Raw genomic sequence first — 16330 nt, forward strand, 5'->3', positions numbered from 1 at the left:
CCGGCCTGCTGCGCTGGTTGATGGCTGCGCAGACCGGCCTCTTGCCACCCCAGCCAATCACGGCTCAGATCACCAAAGGACTCTCGTTATGGCTGGATGAGAAACGGGGGTCACGTCACAGAGATTGACTGGCCGCCCAACCGCTGGCGCGAAATCGACATGGCGAGGTTTCGAGAACTTCGAAACATACGCGGAGGCAGTCGACGGGCCGCGATTTTCTTTACTGAGAATCAGCGCAAAATTGTCCATCGAAAGGTCATTCAAGCACTCCTGCACGACCAAGACGATCCCATGAAGCGTCTCCGAGGCAACAAGGGAGCGAGAGATTTACTGGCCCCTACCGGCGTCGCGCTACTGTCTGGCACCAGAGATGGCCCGCTACTCCGCACGTTCGGCTACAATCTAACCGGACAGGAGTTCATGGCCGTTTCACCAGAAGACGCCGGTGAAGCGCAGCTTCTACGTGCGGCCAACAAGATCGTTTAGCGGCAGATAGTCCTCGCCACCTTCTACCCTAGGCCGAGTGCGGGCACGTTTACCTCGGTTCCCGATTGTAAAAGCCTCCTATTCCGCCTTCACCAACACCCCGTCCACCGGCTGAACCACCCCGTTCGACACAACCGTCTCCGCGCCCGTCAGGCGGGCGGTCGCGCCGTCCGCTGCGGTCACCACGATCACCTCGCCGTCCTTCGAGAAGGTCAGCAGTCCGTCGGACATGGTGCGCATCTGGACGCCGTCGGCGCCGCCGCGCGCCAGCGCGGCCTCAATGTCGGCCCGGGTCAGGGCGCCGGGGACGATGTGGGCGCGCAGCAGGGCCGCGCTCTGGGCCTTCATGGCCTCGCCCGCCAGCTCGGACCCTGCGGTTCCGAGCGCGGCGTTGACGGGGGCGAAGACGGTATAGGGCCCCTTGCCTTCGAGCACCTCGGACAGGCCGCCGTTCCTGACGACCCCCTCCAGCATGTCGAGATCGCCCTCGTCGGCGATGGCCGCCGACAGCGTCTGGTTCGAGGGCGCCGCGACGCCGTCGGCCCCGGCCTTGTCCGCGTCCCGCCCGCACCCCGCGAGGCAAAGGACCATCAGGGGCGCGAGCGCCCAGAGTCTTTGATTATTCATCGGTCCCTCAGGTCAAAAGCTGGATGACGGCCTGCACCAACTGCGTGGTGGGATCGACCTGATAAACATTGCCGTCGTTGTACCGGTACTGGCTCCGGGCGCTGTCGGCGTACTGGTCCCGATAGGCGTAGGGCACATTGTAGACGTCGTAGCCGGCGGGCAGACGCTGGCCGACGTTGAACTGCTGACCGGTCAGAAGGGCGGCGACCTGGCCGATCGACGAGGTCTGCGGATCGACGCGGTACAGCACGCCGTCGGCATACCGATACTGGGCCCCGTCGTTCAGGCCGTAGTACTGCGACAGGGACTGCGGGGGCTGCTGATAGGCGTACTGGCTGGGCCAGGTGTTGCCCGGCGACAGGATGCCGCCCAGCACGGGCAGATATCCGAGCAGGCCGCCCTGCGGCGTCGTGCGGTACACATAGCCGTCGCGATACTGGTAGTCGCCATCGCCGCCCAGGGTGCGCCACACATAGTTGTAGCGATTATAGGGATCCTGGGCCCGCTCGATCTGGCGCGCCTGTCCCGGCGGCAGACAGCCGTTGTCGCGCTTGGCCAGCCCCGGCGGGCAGCCGTTCATCATCCCACGATTGGCCTCGCGACGCAGGACCACCCCGCCATTGTCGACCACGACCCGCTGTTCGACCTCGCGGCGGACGTCCCGTTCCATCCGGTCCTGACTGCGCGCCATATCGCGGGCAACGTCGGGGATACGGCCCTCGACCTGCCGCTCCATGCGGTCGTCGCCGCGGCCGTGATCGCCGCCCCGGTTGTCGTTGCCGCCGCCCCGGTTTTCGCCACCGTTACCGTTGCCGCGTTCCTGCCGGGCGTTGTCGCCCCCGCCATTGCCGTTGCCCCGGCCATTGCCGTTGCCGTTCCCGTTTTGCGCCATCGCGGCGCCCGAGATGGCCAAGGTCAGCGCCAGCGCGCTCGTCAGGGTGATTGATCGTTTCATCGTCAGACTCCTCGTCCAGACGATGACAACGTTACCGGATCGCGGGTGTTCCGAAGATCCGCAGGCGGATCAATCCTCGTCCATCTTCAGCGCGGTGATAACTCTGCCGCCCAAGGGGTCTCAGGACCGCAACTCCACCAGACGCTCGCCGGCCTCCAGCCGCTGGTGGATGGTTGACCAGTTCGCCTCGATCGCGGCCAGCAATGTGGCGTTGGTGCAGTTGCCGATGCGTATCCAGACCAGCCGTGCGCCACCGGCGCGAGTCAGGCCCAGAAAGTCTTCGTCGCGGCTGAGGATCACGGCATCGTCCCGCGCCGCCTCGGCCCAGATCGTCTCGTCCGACGCGGTGGTCATGCCGAGATCGCGCACATGGACAGCGTCTATGCCCTGATCACGAAACCAGTTGGCCAAAACGGGCGGCAACTGCTGATCGACGATGATCCTCACGCGGCGAGGATGACCGCGTGATCGACCTCGCGCGCCGCATAGGCCAGACAGGCCGAGATGTCCTCGGCCTCCAGATCGGGGTGGTATTCCAGAATGGAGGCCGGGGTTTCCCCCGCCGCCAGCATACCCAGCACGTCGCTGACACGTATCCGCAGGCCCCGGATGCAGGGGCGCCCGCCACAGGTCTCGGGGCGGATCGTGATGCGGGCCAGAAGATCGCTCATACGCCTATCCTGGCACATTTTGACCCGACACAGAACCGGGACCGCCACAGCAGGTCCCCGCTCAAGCAGCCCGGCTCCGCGAGCCGCGGCGCTAGCGCCCTCGACCTGCCCCTCAATCCTCGTCCATCTTCAGCGCGGCGATGAAGGCCTCCTGCGGGATCTCGACCTTGCCGAACTGGCGCATGCGCTTCTTGCCGGCCTTCTGCTTCTCCAGCAGCTTCTTCTTGCGCGTCGCGTCGCCGCCGTAGCATTTCGACGTCACGTCCTTGCGCAGGGCCCGGACCGTCTCCCGCGCGATGATCTTGCCGCCGATGGCGGCCTGGATCGGGATGACGAACATATGGGGCGGGATCAGCTCCTTCATCTTCTCGACCATGCCCCGGCCGCGCGTCTCGGCCCTCGCGCGGTGGACCAGCATCGACAGGGCGTCGACCGGCTCGGCATTGACCAGGATGCTCATCTTGACCAGATCGCCGACCTTGTAGTCGGTGATCTCGTAGTCGAACGAGGCATAGCCCTTCGAGATCGACTTCAGCCGGTCGTAGAAGTCGAACACCACCTCGTTCAGCGGCAGCTCATAGACCACCAGGGCGCGGCTGCCGACGTAGGACAGTTCGACCTGGGAGCCGCGCCGGTCCTGACACAGCTTGATGACGCTGCCGAGGTATTCGTCCGGCGTCAGGATGGTGGCCTTGATCCACGGCTCACTGATCGTCTCGATCTGCATCACATCGGGCAGGTCGGCCGGATTGTGCAGGTCGATCTCGCGCCCGTCGCGCAGGCCGATCTTGTAGACCACCGAGGGCGCCGTCGCGATCAGGTCGAGGTTGAACTCGCGGCTCAGCCGCTCCTGAATGATCTCGAGGTGCAGCAGACCCAGGAAGCCGCAACGGAAGCCGAAGCCGAGGGCGGCGCTGGATTCCATCTCGAAGGTGAAGGAGGCGTCGTTCAGCCTCAGGCGGCCGATGGCGGCGCGCAGGTCCTCGAAATCCGCGGCGTCGACCGGGAACAGGCCGCAGAAGACCACCGACTGCACGTCCTTGAAGCCTTTCAGGGCCTCGGCGGTGGGTTTGCGTTCGTCGGTGATGGTGTCGCCGACGGCGGCGTCGGCGACCTCCTTGATCTGGGCGGTGATGAAGCCGACCTCGCCGGGGCCGAGCTGGCCCACGGGGGTGTTCTTGGGCAGGAAGACGCCGACCCGGTCGATCAGGTGGGTCGAGCCGTTCTGCATCATCTTGACCCGCATCCCGGCCTTCAGCACGCCGTCGAACACGCGAACCAGGACGACGACGCCGAGGTAGGGATCGTACCAGGCGTCGACCAGCAGGGCCTTCAGCGGCGCGTCGGGGTCGCCCTTGGGGGCCGGCAGGCGGGTGACGATGGCCTCCAGCACATCCTCGATGCCGATGCCGGACTTGGCGCTGCACAGGACCGCGTCGGAGGCGTCGATGCCGATGACGTCCTCGATCTGCTGCCGAACCCGCTCCGGCTCCGCCGCCGGCAGGTCGATCTTGTTGAGGACGGGGACGATCTCATGATTGTTATCGATGGCCTGATAGACATTCGCCAGGGTCTGGGCCTCGACCCCCTGCGACGCATCGACGACCAGCAGCGAACCCTCGCAGGCCGCCAGCGACCGCGAGACCTCATAGGCGAAGTCCACATGCCCCGGCGTGTCCATCAGGTTCAGGACATAGTCGAGCCCGTCCTTCGCCGTGTAGTTCAGGCGCACGGTCTGCGCCTTGATCGTGATCCCCCGCTCCTTCTCGATATCCATCGAATCAAGGACTTGCGCCGACATTTCGCGCGCGGTCAGGCCTCCGGTGAATTGAATCAACCGGTCGGACAGGGTGGATTTGCCGTGATCGATGTGGGCGACGACGGAGAAATTGCGGATTCGGTCGATGGGCGGCGTCTTCATTGTGCCGGGCGGTTAGCATGACGGGGCCCACAGCGCCAACGCGGGTCTTGATGAACCGCTTCAGCAACCGGTTTCGGCCCGGATTACATCGCAGTAATGGCGACGCTTGCCGTTTGAGGACGACGCCTGAACGCGGTATGAGGCCCCTGCTCGCCGGACATGTCATCGCCGGTTGACCTCCCCTGCGGCTCCCTCGCCCGCCCAGACAACAGGATCGCTCCGTGGCCCCCACGCCCTCCCGCCTTCTCCGCGCCTCGACACTGGCGCTTGTCCTCGGCCTGGGCCTGACCGTCGCCGCCTGCGGCGGGGGCGGCGAGGAGAAGGGTGAAAAGTCCGGCCCTCCGGCGGCTTCCGGCCCGACCGTCACGGTGGTGTCCGCCGCGGTGACCAACCAGCCGCGCATCATCACCGCTTCGGGCAGCGTCTCGGCCTGGGAGGAGGTGCCGGTCGGCGCCGAGACCGGCGGTCTGGTCGCGACCGCCGTCTACGTCGACGAAGGCTCCTATGTCCGCCAGGGCCAGCCCCTGGTCCAGCTCAACGACGCCCTGCTGCGCGCCCAGTTGCGCCAGGAGCAGGCGGGCGTGCAGACCGCCGAGGCCAATCTGGCCCGCGACGAGGCCGCCCTGGCCCGTTCGCAGGAACTGAAGGAACGCGGCTTCCTCAGTCAGGCGTCGCTGGATACGGCTCTGGCCAATCAGCGCGCCTCGACCGCAAACCTAGCCTCGGCGCGGGCCTCCCTGTCCGAGACCCAGACCCGGCTTTCGCAGGCGACCCTGCGGGCGCCGGTCGCCGGCCTGATCATCAGCCGCAGCGTCACCCGGGGCCAGATCGTCCAGGCCGGGGCCGAGATGTTCCGTATGGTCCGCGATGGCCGGCTGGAGCTCGACGCCCAGGTGCCCGAGACCGAGCTGGCCCTGATCCGCGCGGGTCAGACCGCCACCATCTCTTCTGATCAGGTCGGCCAGACCACCGGCCGCGTTCGCATCGTCACGCCGGAGGTGAACGCACAGAGCCGCCTGGGAGTCGCGCGCATCGCCCTGGCCGGCGGCGGCTTCCGCCCCGGAATGTTCGCCAGGGCCGAGATCGACGTGGGCGCCCAGCCCACCATCACCGTGCCCACGGCCGCCGTCCTGTACCGCGAGAACCGCTCGGGCGTGTACGTCCTGATGACCAATAACCACGTCCGCTTCCAGCCGGTGACGGTCCTGTCGCGGTCCGAGACGCGCACATCGGTCACCGGGCTGAACGCGGGGGCCCAGGTGATCGTCGAGGGCGCCGGCTTCCTCGGCGACGGAGACCGCGTCAACGTCGTGCCTGCACGGGCGACCGCCGCCACTGCTGTAGCCCCCGCGGCGACACCCGCCGCTCCGGCCGCGCGCTAGGGGCTGACCATGAAGAACATCTCCTCCTGGTCGATCAGGAACCCGATCCCGATCATCCTGCTGTTCACGCTGCTGACCATCGCGGGTCTGCTCAGCTTCAACAACATGCGGATCAACAACAATCCGGACATCGACTTCCCGCTGGTGGCGGTCACGGCCGTGCGGCCGGGCGCGGCCCCCAGTGAGATGGAGGTCCAGGTCACCCGGCTGATCGAGGATTCCCTCTCCGGCCTGTCGGGCGTGCGCCACATCAACTCCCAGGTCATGGACGGCGTCTCCTCGACGACGATCGAGTTCGAACTGGGCACCGACACCGAGCGCGCCACCAACGACGTGCGCAACGCCATGAGCGGCCTGCGCGCCGACCTGCCCCAGGACATGCAGGAACCCGGCGTTCAGCGCATCGACATCACCGGCGATGCCCTCATCACATGGGTCGTCCGCTCCTCGACCATGACGCCGGAAGAAATCAGCTGGTTCGTCGATAACAACATCAGCCGCACCCTTCTGGCCATCAAGGGCGTGGGAGAGGTCAACCGTTCAGGCGGCGTGGATCGCGAGATCGCCGTCGAACTGGACCCCGATCGCCTGGCCTCCTATGGCTTGACGGCGGCCGCGGTCAGCCAGGCCCTGACCGGGGTCAACTCCGACCAGCCGGGCGGCCGGGTCACCATCTCGGGCTCGGAACGGTCCATCCGCACCCTGGGCGCCGCGACCTCGATCGAAGGCCTGCGCGAGACCCTGGTCCCGCTGAGCGGCGGACGCACCGTGCGGCTGGGCGATCTCGGCACGGTGGAGGACCACTGGTCCGAACCGCGGCGTCTGGCCCGCTACAACGGCCAGGAAGCCATCACCTTCAACTTCCTGCGCTCGCGCACCGCCTCCGAGGTCAAGATCGCCGAGAAGGTCCGCGAGGCCGTGGCCAGGATCGACGAAGACAACCCCCAGCTGGAGATCCAGCAGGTCACGGCCAGCGTCGAACAGATCGAGGAAAGTTACATCGCCTCGCTGGAGGCCCTGCTGCTGGGCGCTGTCCTGGCTGTCATCGTCGTCTTCATCTTCCTGCGCGACTGGCGGGCCACCTTCATCACCGCCATGGCCATGCCGTTGTCGCTGATCCCCGCCTTCGCCGTGCTGGGACCGATGGGTCAGTCCCTGAACGTGGTCAGCCTGCTGGCCCTGTCCCTGACCATCGGCATTCTCGTCGATGACGCCATCGTTGAGATCGAGAACATCGTCCGGCACATGCGGGACGGAAAATCGCCCTACAACGCCTCGATGGAGGCCGCCGACGAGATCGGCCTGGCCGTCGTCGCCACCACCGCAACCATCATCGCCGTCTTCGCGCCGGTCGGCTTCATGCCGGGCATCATCGGCCAGTTCTTCAAAGCCTTCGCCCTGGCGGCCTGCGTCTCCGTGGCGTTCTCGCTGGTCGTGGCGCGAACCCTGACGCCGCTGATGGCGGCCTATCTGCTGAAGCACCAGAAGCACGAGGACAGGGACCCGTTCTGGATGGCGGGCTATCTGAAGTCGCTGAGCTGGAGCCTCAGGAACCGCTGGAAGGTCTTCGCGATAGGCACTGCGTTGTTCCTCGCCACGTCCTTGCTGGTCGCGCCTCGCGTGCCGTTCGAGTTCCAGCCCTCGGGCGACGTGGCTCGGGCCGGCTTCTCGGTTGAACTGCCGCCAGGCGCGACCCTGGCCCAGACCGACGCGGTCGTTCAGCGCCTGACCGGCGACCTGCGCGCGCGGGACGAGGTCACATCTGTCTTCGCCGCCATCGGCGGACAGGAGGTCAACCAGGCCAGCGTCTATGCCGACCTGCTGCCCAAAGGTGATCGCGACCTGAGCCAGCAAGAGTTCGCCCGCACCATGGTCGACAGCTGGAAGGACATTCCGGGCGCCCGCATCGGCGCAGGCATCGCCAACCAGGGCGGCGGCCCTTCGGACGGCACCAGCTATACCTTCTCGATCCTGTCTGACAGCGGCGAGGCCCTGGTGGCCGCAGCTCGTACCGTCGAGGCCGAGATGCGCACGGTCCCCGGCCTGGCCAACGTCGTCAACACCGCCTCGATCGCGCGGCCCGAGATTCTGGTCACGCCGCGTCCGGATCAGGCCGCCCTTATGGGCGTCTCGACCAGCGCCATCTCCCAGGCCGTCCGCGTCGCCACCATCGGCGACGTCGACCAGAACCTGCCTAAATACAACCTCGGCGACCGTCAGGTGCCGATCCGTCTGCGCCTGACCCGCGACGCCCGCGAGGACCTGTCGGTGATCGAGAACCTGCGCGTCCCGACCGCGAATGGCGGCGCCGTGCCGCTGAGCGCCGTAGCGGACATCCAGTTCGGCGCCGGTCCCTCACAGGTGCTGCGTCAGGATCGTTCGCGGATCGCCTCGATCACGGCCGAACTCGACGGCATCCGTTCGGGTGAAGCCGGCGTGCTGGTCCAGAAACTGCCCTCGGTCCAGAACCTCCCGGACGGCGTGCGTCAGGTCCCGGCCGGCGACCAGGAGTTCATCCAGGAGATGATCAGCGGTTTTGCCGTCGCCTTCCTGACCGGGATCCTGCTGATGTACGCCGTCCTGGTGCTGCTGTTCCGCAGCTTCGCCTATCCGATCACCATCATGGCTTCGTTGCCGCTGGCCATCGGCGGGGCTTTCGTGGCCCTGATGATCGGCGGGTCCAGCTTCTCGATCTCGTCCCTGATCGGGGTGCTGATGCTGATGGGGATCGCGGCCAAGAACTCCATCCTGCTGGTCGACTACATCGTCATCGCCGAGCAGGGGGGCATGAAGCGGATCGACGCGATCATGGACGCGGCGCACAAGCGCGCGCGACCGATCCTGATGACCACCTTCGCCATGGGGGCCGGCATGATCCCGGTCGCCGTGGGCTGGGGCGCCGACGTCGAGTTCCGTCAACCGATGGCCATAGCGGTCGTGGGCGGACTGATCTCCTCGACCTTCCTGTCGCTGCTGTTCATCCCGCCGATCTTCACCATCATCGACGACATCTCGGGCTGGATCCGGCGTCGACTGGGCGGGATGTTCGCCGGCCAGCACCACACCCAGGCAGGCGAGACCGCGCCCGCCGAGTGAGCGGGGGCGCGGTCGGGATCAGCCCCGTTCGAGCAGGCCATGGGATCGAGTGCCGGAGCCTCAGCGGGGTTCGGGGATGTCGATGCCCGTGGGCGCCTGCGACAGGGTGAACAGCCGGCGGATCGTCTGTTCGGGAGTGAGGCGCCGGTCCCGAAACGGCAGGAGCCATACCAGGGCCCGGGTCCCCCAAGCCTCGAGCGCGACCCGCATCGGTCCATCGGCCGCATCCAGCCTGCGTTTCACGACCTTCAGCCGGTCGTCGATCTATGATGCGAGCGCTCGGCCAGAGGGCCGTCTGCCTGGAGCAGGATCGGCTGAGGAGGAATCGCTTCGCGATGCCGCTGATGCCGTGAATCCTGCTCCAGATATCAGCGAGAGCCTGATTCACGCCTTCGACAGAAGCGTGAAGCGCTTCCATCTCGAACGATCAGGCCCTTGCGCCGGGACCAGGGCCCGCGACACGCAGGGTCGCGCAGTCCAGTGGCGAAAGGCCGTCCAGAGCCCCGACGATGTCGATCGCGTCATAGGGAATGCCATCCGCCTGGACGGTCGCTCGACCCCATCGATCACACTCGCGGAGCGCGTTCAACACCTCATGGCGTGTGTGTGATCGAGCGCAAGAAAAAGCCGGCCGGGGTCGCCCCCGGCCGGCTCGGTCTTTCCGGCTTTCGCCGGTCTCAGTACTTGAGGCGGAGCGTCGCGCCGAAGGTGCGCGGGGCCCCTAGGAAGGCGTTGATCGTCTGGGTGTCGCCGGCCGGGTTGTAGAAGGTCCCGTTCGGCTGGGCGGTGGTCTGGAAACCGCTGCCCTGCAGGAAGCCATTGAAGGCGACCTGGACGTACTCTTCATCCGTCAGGTTCTGGGCCCAGGCTTCCAGCGTCCACCGCTCGTCTTCCGAACCGATGGTGATGCGGCCGTTCACGGTGCCGAAGCCGTCCTGCATCTTGAAGGGCAGCAGGTCGGATCCGGTGTTGTACTCGGTCATGTACTTGCCCTGCAGGCTGAAGCCAGCAGTCAGGCCATTGCCGATCGACCGGTTGAAGTTGACGGCGGCGACAAAGGACCATTCCGGCGCGAACGACGGTGTTGCGCCTGGCAGCAGCGACAGGCCCGGGAAGTTGGCCGGGTTCGTCAGGTTAGCAGCGGTGAAGTTGGCGTACTCGGCCTTGGTGTAGGTGACGCCGCCCGCGAAGCTCAGGCCTTCCACCGGGGTGAACCACATGAAGTCGGCGTCGACGCCGCGCGAGGTCAGTTCGGGGATCGACTCAACCACGAAGGCGGTGCCGAGGAAGGTGTTGAGCTGGAAGTTCTCGAACTTCTGGTCGAAGTAGGTGGCATTCAGCAGCATCGAGCGATCGAACAGGGTGGTCTTGATGCCCAGTTCGTAGCTGTTGACGTCCTCCGAAGGGAAGAACAGCGACGCCTGCGGGGTCGGCGGAACCGTTGCCTGCACGCGATCCTGGTTGTAACCGAAGCTCTTGTAGCCCCGGGCATACGAACCATAGACCAGCACCGAGTCGTTCAGGCGATAGGCCGCCTTGACCGTGCCGCTGAGGGTGCCGTCGTTGGCGCTCTCGCGGACGGTGCGGTTGGCGAAGAACGGGTTGGTCCAGGGCAGGCACAGGCGGGCGGTAATGGCGCCGGCGCTGGCCGAACCGGCGGCCGGGTTACCGCCGCCGACCAGGGTGGCGAGGGTCGTGAAGTTGCCCAGGGCGCCGGCGCAGGTGGCCGAGGACGCGCCGACGTTGGTCTGCAGGCCGTCCAGCGTCTTCTTGTCGTAGGTGTAGCGCAGGCCCAGGGTCACATCGAACTGGTCGGTGACGTGCCAGGAGTTGTTGGTGAAGATGGCCACCGAGTCCGACTGCTGCTGGTACTCGTCGCGCAGGGCTTGGCCGGCGACCGGCGTCGGGCCCGTACCGAACAGGGCGCCCGACGTGCCCAGGCACTGCTGCATCTGTGTCACCGTCTGACCGGCGCGGGTGAAGCAACCGATCGAGGTGCCGCTGGTCGGAATTCCCAGGCCGGCGAACGGCGCCGTCAGCTGCAACGACAGGACCGGAGCGTAGTCGGCGCCGAGGTAGAAGCTGTCGTGACGGTTGACCTGCTCACGGGTGGCGAACACTCCGACCAGCCAGTCGAGGCTGTCCGTGGCGCCCGCCAGGCGGAATTCCTGGGTGATGTTGCGGACGCCGGCGCCGAACTGGCCGTCGTTGACGCGGTAGGCGATGTCGGCGCCGGTGAAGTCGGCGTCCTGGCCGTTCTGGACCTTCCAGTCGCGGAACGAGGAGATCGAGGTGAAGGTGGCGTTCCACTGATCGATGTCGATGTTGGCTTCCGCCGAGATGCCCTTGTCCTCGATCTGCTGATCGGTGGCGCGGTTGGTGAAGGCGTCACGCGAGAAGGGGAGGAAGCCGAAACCGGCGGCCGGCGGGCGCTGGCCCGTGCCGTTCGAGGCGCCGTCGATGAACGGATAGGTCGGACCGGTGCGGACCTGAACGCCGGTGCAGCAGTATTCGTCACGGGCGGTGTAGTCGGCGATGATGCGGACCGAAGACGAGTCGTTCGGCAGAACCAGCAGCTGGCCGCGGAGGGTGTAGAAGTCCACGTTCGCGTCGTCGGTCTCGGTGCGGGGACCGTCGCCGGTATCGACATTGTAGAAGCCGTCGCGCACGCGGCGGGCGGCGTACAGGCGCATGGCGACCTGGTCGTTGATCGGGCCGGTGATCGAACCGGCGGCGCCCAGCGAGCCATAGTTGCCGGCGGTGAACTCGGCGCTATAGCCCGGCGTGAAGGACGGGGCTTCGGTGATGATGTTGATGACGCCGGCCGAGGTGTTCTTGCCGAACAGGGTGCCTTGCGGTCCCTTCAGCACCTCGATGCGGCTCAGTTCGCCGATGTCGCCGAAGCCGACGCCGTTGCGCGAGCGATAGACGCCGTCGATCACGACGCCGACCGAGCTTTCCAGGCCGGGGTTGTCGCCCACGGTGCCGACGCCGCGGATACGGGCGGTGGTCGAGGCTTCCGACGTCGTCGAGGTGACGGTCAGACCGGGGGTCAGGATCTGCAGATCCTTGATGTCCTTGACGCCGGCGTCTTCGAGCGCCTCGGCCGACAGGGAGGTGACCACGATCGGCACGTCCTGGAGGCTCTGCTCACGCTTCTGGGCGGTGACGATGATGTCGTCGACCGATGAGGCCTGGCCGTCCTGGGCCGAGGCGACCCCGGCGAAACCGAAGGCCACCGCGCCGACAACGGCGGCGGATGCCGTGCAACGAAGAAATTGAGTAAGACGCATGGATGGCTCCCGGCTCATGGCCCGACGCCTCCTCTCGGAGCGCATCGCGGCGTTTCCTGATTCCCAACCCGCACCCTTCTTACGGGGCGTCGGATTCTCGTGGGTTTTTCGTAGTGCAAGCCGCACAGTGCGACAAGGAGAACGCAGGGCTCACGCCATGTTTCAGCCTTGGGATAGCGCCCTGTGTGACGCGAAAGCGACATAACGTGATGACCTTAGGTCAATATTCGCGCCTCAGGATTCAGTAATCGGTTTGGAGGAAGCCCTGGAGGCTCGCTTCCGGTTCGACGCGATCGACAGAACGATCCCGCCCAGAGTCGCCGAAAGCACCGAGCCCAGGATCACGCCCAGCTTGACTTCGACCTGTTCCGGCGAGTCCACCGCTCCGGGAAAGGCCAGGGCGCCGATGAACAGGCTCATGGTGAAGCCGACGCCGCAAAGAAGAGAAACGCCGTAGACTTGAAGCCAACTGGCGCCACTGGGGCGGGCTCCGAGTTTCAGGGCCGAAACCAGCCAGGCGGCGCCCATGACGCCGATCTGCTTGCCGATGAACAGACCGGCGGCGACGCCGAGAACCAGAGGCGCGAACATCTGGTCGATCGACAGGCCCGCGAACGACACCCCGGCCTTGGCGAAGGCGAACAGCGGCAGAACCAGATAGGCAACAAAGGGATGCAGGTCGTGCATCGCTTCCTTCAGGGGACTCTGCCTGTCAGCGGCTCGCGGGGACACCGGCACGATGGCGGCGAAGGCGACGGCGGCCAGTGAGGTGCTCAGCCCCGCCTTGACGCTCAGCCACCAGACCAGGGCGAAGCCCAGCACCCAGACCGGCGCAGGGATCCGGCGCAACGACATCACCGAACCGACGAGCAGCAGCACGCTGGCCGCGCCCACCAGCATCCAGTCCACGCCGGTGCTGAACAGGACGGCAATCAGGGCGATCGCGCCGAGGTCGTCGACGATGGCCAGGGTCAGCAGGAAAACCCTCAACGACGACGGCAGCCCCTTGCCCACCAGAGCAAAGACGGCGAGTGCGAAGGCGATGTCGGTGGCCAATGGAATGGGCCAGCCCTCGTGCGCCCCCCCGAGGACGCCGGAAACGAGCAGATACAGGCCTGCGGGCGCCAGCATCCCCCCCAGCGCGGCGGCGACGGGGGTCACCAGCTTCTTCGGATCGCTCAGTTCGCCCTTAAGGATCTCGTATTTGATCTCCAGCCCGACCACCAGGAAGAAGACGGCCATCAGGCCTTCCTTGATCCACTCCGAGACGGACAGTTCCAGTTGCAGCGGCCCCGCCTGGAACAGATGCTCGCTCTTGAGCCAGTGGAAATAGGCCTCGGACAGCGGCGAGTTGGCGACGACCAGGGCGGCGATGGCCGCCAGCCCCAGCACGGCGCCCGAGGCGGCCTCGGTCTTGAGGAAATCGAATGTCAGTTTGCGCGCCACGGCGGCCTCCGGATCTGGAAGGGTGTGTTCCGTGGCGTCCGGTTATCGACGAACGCCGGACCGGGTTCGTCATCCGGAGACGACGCCAGCCTGGCCGTGCAGGCCTGATCTCTGATGATAGAATACCGTCAAGCCTCGTGAGTTCAATCCGATCTCGCCGCCAGAGGGCGTTTGTCGCCCTGGGCTGTCTTTGCAGCGATCACCCCGCGCCGCATTGACCGCATTCGGCTGGTTGGGGCCCGGGCGCCGTTACCGCGATCTCGAACCGCAGCGTCTTCGAGGCCGGAACCGCGAACACCGCCAACCCCGTCCGCCATTGCAGCCGAGACCGCGGACGTCCATTTGCGGCCCATGCCCACTGGTCCCGCCTATCGTCCTGAACCCCGTTTCTTCGATCTGGGCGAGGCCTATTCAGACGCCGTCCGGGCCGCCGACTTTCCCGAGACGATCCTGCGCGTCCGCAACGACCGGGCCGCCGCAACCGTGGGGCTCGATAGTCTGACCGACGCCGAATGGATCGCCCATTTCGGACGGTTCCAGCCCCTGCCCGGCCAGCCCGGCCCGGTCGCCATGCGCTATCACGGGCACCAGTTCCGCACCTACAACCCCGACCTCGGCGACGGGCGCGGCTTCCTGGCGGCGCAGATGCGAGAAACAATCCGCGCTCAAGCAGCGAGCGACCGCGTCGCGAGCGGTAGCGCGCTTCCAGGTCGTCTTCTCGACCTGGGAACAAAAGGCTCCGGCACAACACCCTGGTCCCGCTCCGGCGACGGCCGGCTGACGCTGAAGGGCGGCGTCCGCGAAGTCCTGGCCGCCGCCATGCTGGAGGCCCAAGGCGTTGCGACCAGCCGCGCCCTGTCGCTGATCGAGACCGGTGAACATCTGGAACGCGGCGACGAACCCTCCCCCACCCGCTCAGCCGTGCTCGTCCGTCTTCAACATAGCCACGTCCGCTTCGGAACCTTCCAGCGCGCCGCCTTCTTCGGCCGCGCCGACCAGATCGAGACCCTGGCCGAGCATGTCCGCGCCCTCTATCACCCCGCCGTCGCCCCCGGAGACGCGCCCGGGCTGCTCGCCGCAATCGTCGCCGCCTCGGCCCGGTTGACGGCCCGCTGGATCGCCGCCGGCTTCGTCCATGGCGTGCTCAACACCGATAATCTGAACGTCACGGGCGAGAGCTTCGACTACGGCCCGTGGCGGTTCCTGCCGTCCTACGAGCCCGGCTTCACCGCCGCCTATTTCGACAGCCAGGGCCTGTACGCCTTCGCGCGCCAGCCGGAAGCCGTGTTCTGGAACCTGACCCAGCTGGCCGGCTGTCTGAAACTGGTCGACGACGCCGAGCCCCAGGTTCTGGCATTGACCGAGGCTCTGAACGGCTTCGGTCCGGCCTATATCCGCGAGCTGCGCGCCGCCTTCCTGGACCGGCTCGGCGTGAAGAGCCTCGGCGAGGCCGCCGATCAGCGCCTGCTCGATACGACCCTGGCCCTGCTGCGCGAAAAGGGGGAGGCGATCCGTTGGGAGCCCCTGTTCCACGACTGGTTCGCTGGCTTCTCGTCCTCGGCCCGCGCCCTCGCCGGTCCGCGCGCGAGCGAATGGCAGGGCGAGGCCTTCGACGCCTTCCGCTTCGCCCTGTTCGAGCACGAGCCCGACCGGCCCGAGCGGCTGGAGCACTCCATCTTCGCCAACCCCGATCCTGAAGAGATGCTGATCGACGAGGTCGAAACGCTCTGGTCCGCGATCGACACCGCCGACGACTGGTCCCCCCTGCACGACAAACTGGCCCGGCTGGAAGCGACCCGCACGGCCCGCGCCTGAAATCTTACGAAAGTTTCATATCGTTTATCGAGAATATTCTTGATCGATAATCAATGAACCCATATCGACTATCGACATGGCCGCACATATCGCGGCGTGGAGGTCGTCAAGTGAAGCTCATCGGTCGTCGTTCCGTCGCCAGCGTCCTGCGCTGGGTCCTGGGGTTCGTGAACATAGTCGTGGCCTTCGCCGTGATCGCCACGGGCCTGATGCTTGCAGCGTCTCTGGTCATGCCGGACTTCGGCGCCGGCTTCATCGATAGCCTCGCGGACAACGAGGCCGGCTGGGGCCCCTTGATGCTCAACGGGCGCGCCACCTTCCTCGCCGCCTTCGTCGCCACCCTGAGCACCTGGTGGGTCCTCAACCGCCTGCGCCGGATGTTCCTCGCCGTAAACCAGGGCGACGCCTTCGAACGCGCCAATGTCGGACGCCTGCAGGGGGTCGGCCTCGGTCTGATCGGGGTGCAGATCAGCGCCTTCATCCTCGCCTGGACCGTGCCCGAGGGGATCATCGACGACCTCGACTATTCGGTCGATCTCGGCGCCTGGCTGGGCATCCTGATCGTCTTCATGCTCGCCGAGGTCTTCCGCCAGGGCGCGGCGATGCGCGACGACCAGCAGATGACGGTCTGAGGCGCC

The 16330-nt window shown here is 66.5% G+C and carries 13 protein-coding genes; 5 read left to right on the plus strand and 8 right to left on the minus strand.

Annotated elements, in window-relative coordinates; translation table 11 throughout:
• Nucleotides 1-96: 96 nt before the first annotated feature.
• On the plus strand, nt 97-486 hold the full coding sequence (locus tag ACP7AB_RS15515; RefSeq protein ID WP_426046185.1) for a NaeI family type II restriction endonuclease: 390 nt from the start codon (nt 97-99) through the stop codon (nt 484-486).
• 78 nt (nt 487-564) lie between these two features.
• On the opposite strand, the gene ACP7AB_RS15520 is transcribed toward ACP7AB_RS15515, so the two are convergent.
• From ACP7AB_RS15520 to lepA, 5 genes are all read right to left on the minus strand, one after another.
• Nucleotides 565-1113, minus strand: a complete 549-nt coding sequence (locus ACP7AB_RS15520) for a fasciclin domain-containing protein (RefSeq protein ID WP_425992583.1) — start codon at nt 1111-1113, stop codon at nt 565-567.
• 7 nt (nt 1114-1120) lie between these two features.
• Nucleotides 1121-2068: a hypothetical protein gene (locus tag ACP7AB_RS15525; RefSeq protein WP_425992585.1), complete on the minus strand. Its 948-nt coding sequence runs from the start codon at nt 2066-2068 to the stop codon at nt 1121-1123.
• A 120-nt stretch (nt 2069-2188) separates the two neighbouring features.
• Entirely contained in the window at nt 2189-2515 is a 327-nt protein-coding gene (locus ACP7AB_RS15530) for a DUF5615 family PIN-like protein (protein WP_425992586.1), read from the minus strand.
• Nucleotides 2512-2739, minus strand: coding sequence for a DUF433 domain-containing protein (locus ACP7AB_RS15535; RefSeq protein ID WP_425992587.1), 228 nt, complete (start codon nt 2737-2739; stop codon nt 2512-2514). The genes ACP7AB_RS15530 and ACP7AB_RS15535 overlap by 4 nt, the downstream gene beginning before the upstream one ends.
• 112 nt (nt 2740-2851) lie before the next feature.
• The gene (gene lepA, locus ACP7AB_RS15540; RefSeq protein ID WP_425992589.1) at nt 2852-4660 is read right to left on the minus strand and encodes a translation elongation factor 4; all 1809 of its coding nucleotides are present in this window, start codon (nt 4658-4660) and stop codon (nt 2852-2854) included.
• A gap of 221 nt (nt 4661-4881) precedes the next feature.
• On the opposite strand from lepA, the gene ACP7AB_RS15545 reads away from it, so the two are divergent.
• Together ACP7AB_RS15545 and ACP7AB_RS15550 are read left to right on the plus strand one after the other, a co-directional pair.
• Nucleotides 4882-6042, plus strand: coding sequence for an efflux RND transporter periplasmic adaptor subunit (locus ACP7AB_RS15545; protein ID WP_425992591.1), 1161 nt, complete (start codon nt 4882-4884; stop codon nt 6040-6042).
• A 9-nt stretch (nt 6043-6051) separates the two neighbouring features.
• Nucleotides 6052-9138: an efflux RND transporter permease subunit gene (locus tag ACP7AB_RS15550; protein ID WP_425992593.1), complete on the plus strand. Its 3087-nt coding sequence runs from the start codon at nt 6052-6054 to the stop codon at nt 9136-9138.
• A 60-nt stretch (nt 9139-9198) separates the two neighbouring features.
• On the opposite strand, the gene ACP7AB_RS15555 is transcribed toward ACP7AB_RS15550, so the two are convergent.
• The 3 genes from ACP7AB_RS15555 to nhaA form a co-directional block, all read right to left on the minus strand.
• On the minus strand, nt 9199-9381 hold the full coding sequence (locus tag ACP7AB_RS15555) for a hypothetical protein (protein WP_425992594.1): 183 nt from the start codon (nt 9379-9381) through the stop codon (nt 9199-9201).
• A 434-nt stretch (nt 9382-9815) separates the two neighbouring features.
• Nucleotides 9816-12431, minus strand: coding sequence for a TonB-dependent receptor (locus tag ACP7AB_RS15560; protein WP_425992596.1), 2616 nt, complete (start codon nt 12429-12431; stop codon nt 9816-9818).
• Nucleotides 12432-12665: 234 nt separating this feature from the next.
• Nucleotides 12666-13877 (minus strand): Na+/H+ antiporter NhaA, encoded by a 1212-nt coding sequence (nhaA, locus tag ACP7AB_RS15565; RefSeq protein ID WP_425992598.1) that lies wholly within the window; start codon nt 13875-13877, stop codon nt 12666-12668.
• 351 nt (nt 13878-14228) lie between these two features.
• Here nhaA and ACP7AB_RS15570 point away from each other — a divergent pair, with 351 nt between their 5' ends.
• Together ACP7AB_RS15570 and ACP7AB_RS15575 are read left to right on the plus strand one after the other, a co-directional pair.
• Nucleotides 14229-15692, plus strand: coding sequence for a protein adenylyltransferase SelO family protein (locus tag ACP7AB_RS15570; protein WP_425992600.1), 1464 nt, complete (start codon nt 14229-14231; stop codon nt 15690-15692).
• Nucleotides 15693-15802: 110 nt separating this feature from the next.
• Complete coding sequence (locus ACP7AB_RS15575; RefSeq protein ID WP_425992601.1) at nt 15803-16324, plus strand: DUF2975 domain-containing protein; 522 nt, start codon at nt 15803-15805, stop codon at nt 16322-16324.
• Nucleotides 16325-16330: the final 6 nt, after the last annotated feature.

Origin of the sequence: Brevundimonas sp. TWP3-1-2b1 (genome assembly GCF_049896165.1) — a bacterium.
In the GTDB taxonomy this organism is placed as follows: domain Bacteria; phylum Pseudomonadota; class Alphaproteobacteria; order Caulobacterales; family Caulobacteraceae; genus Brevundimonas; species Brevundimonas subvibrioides_B.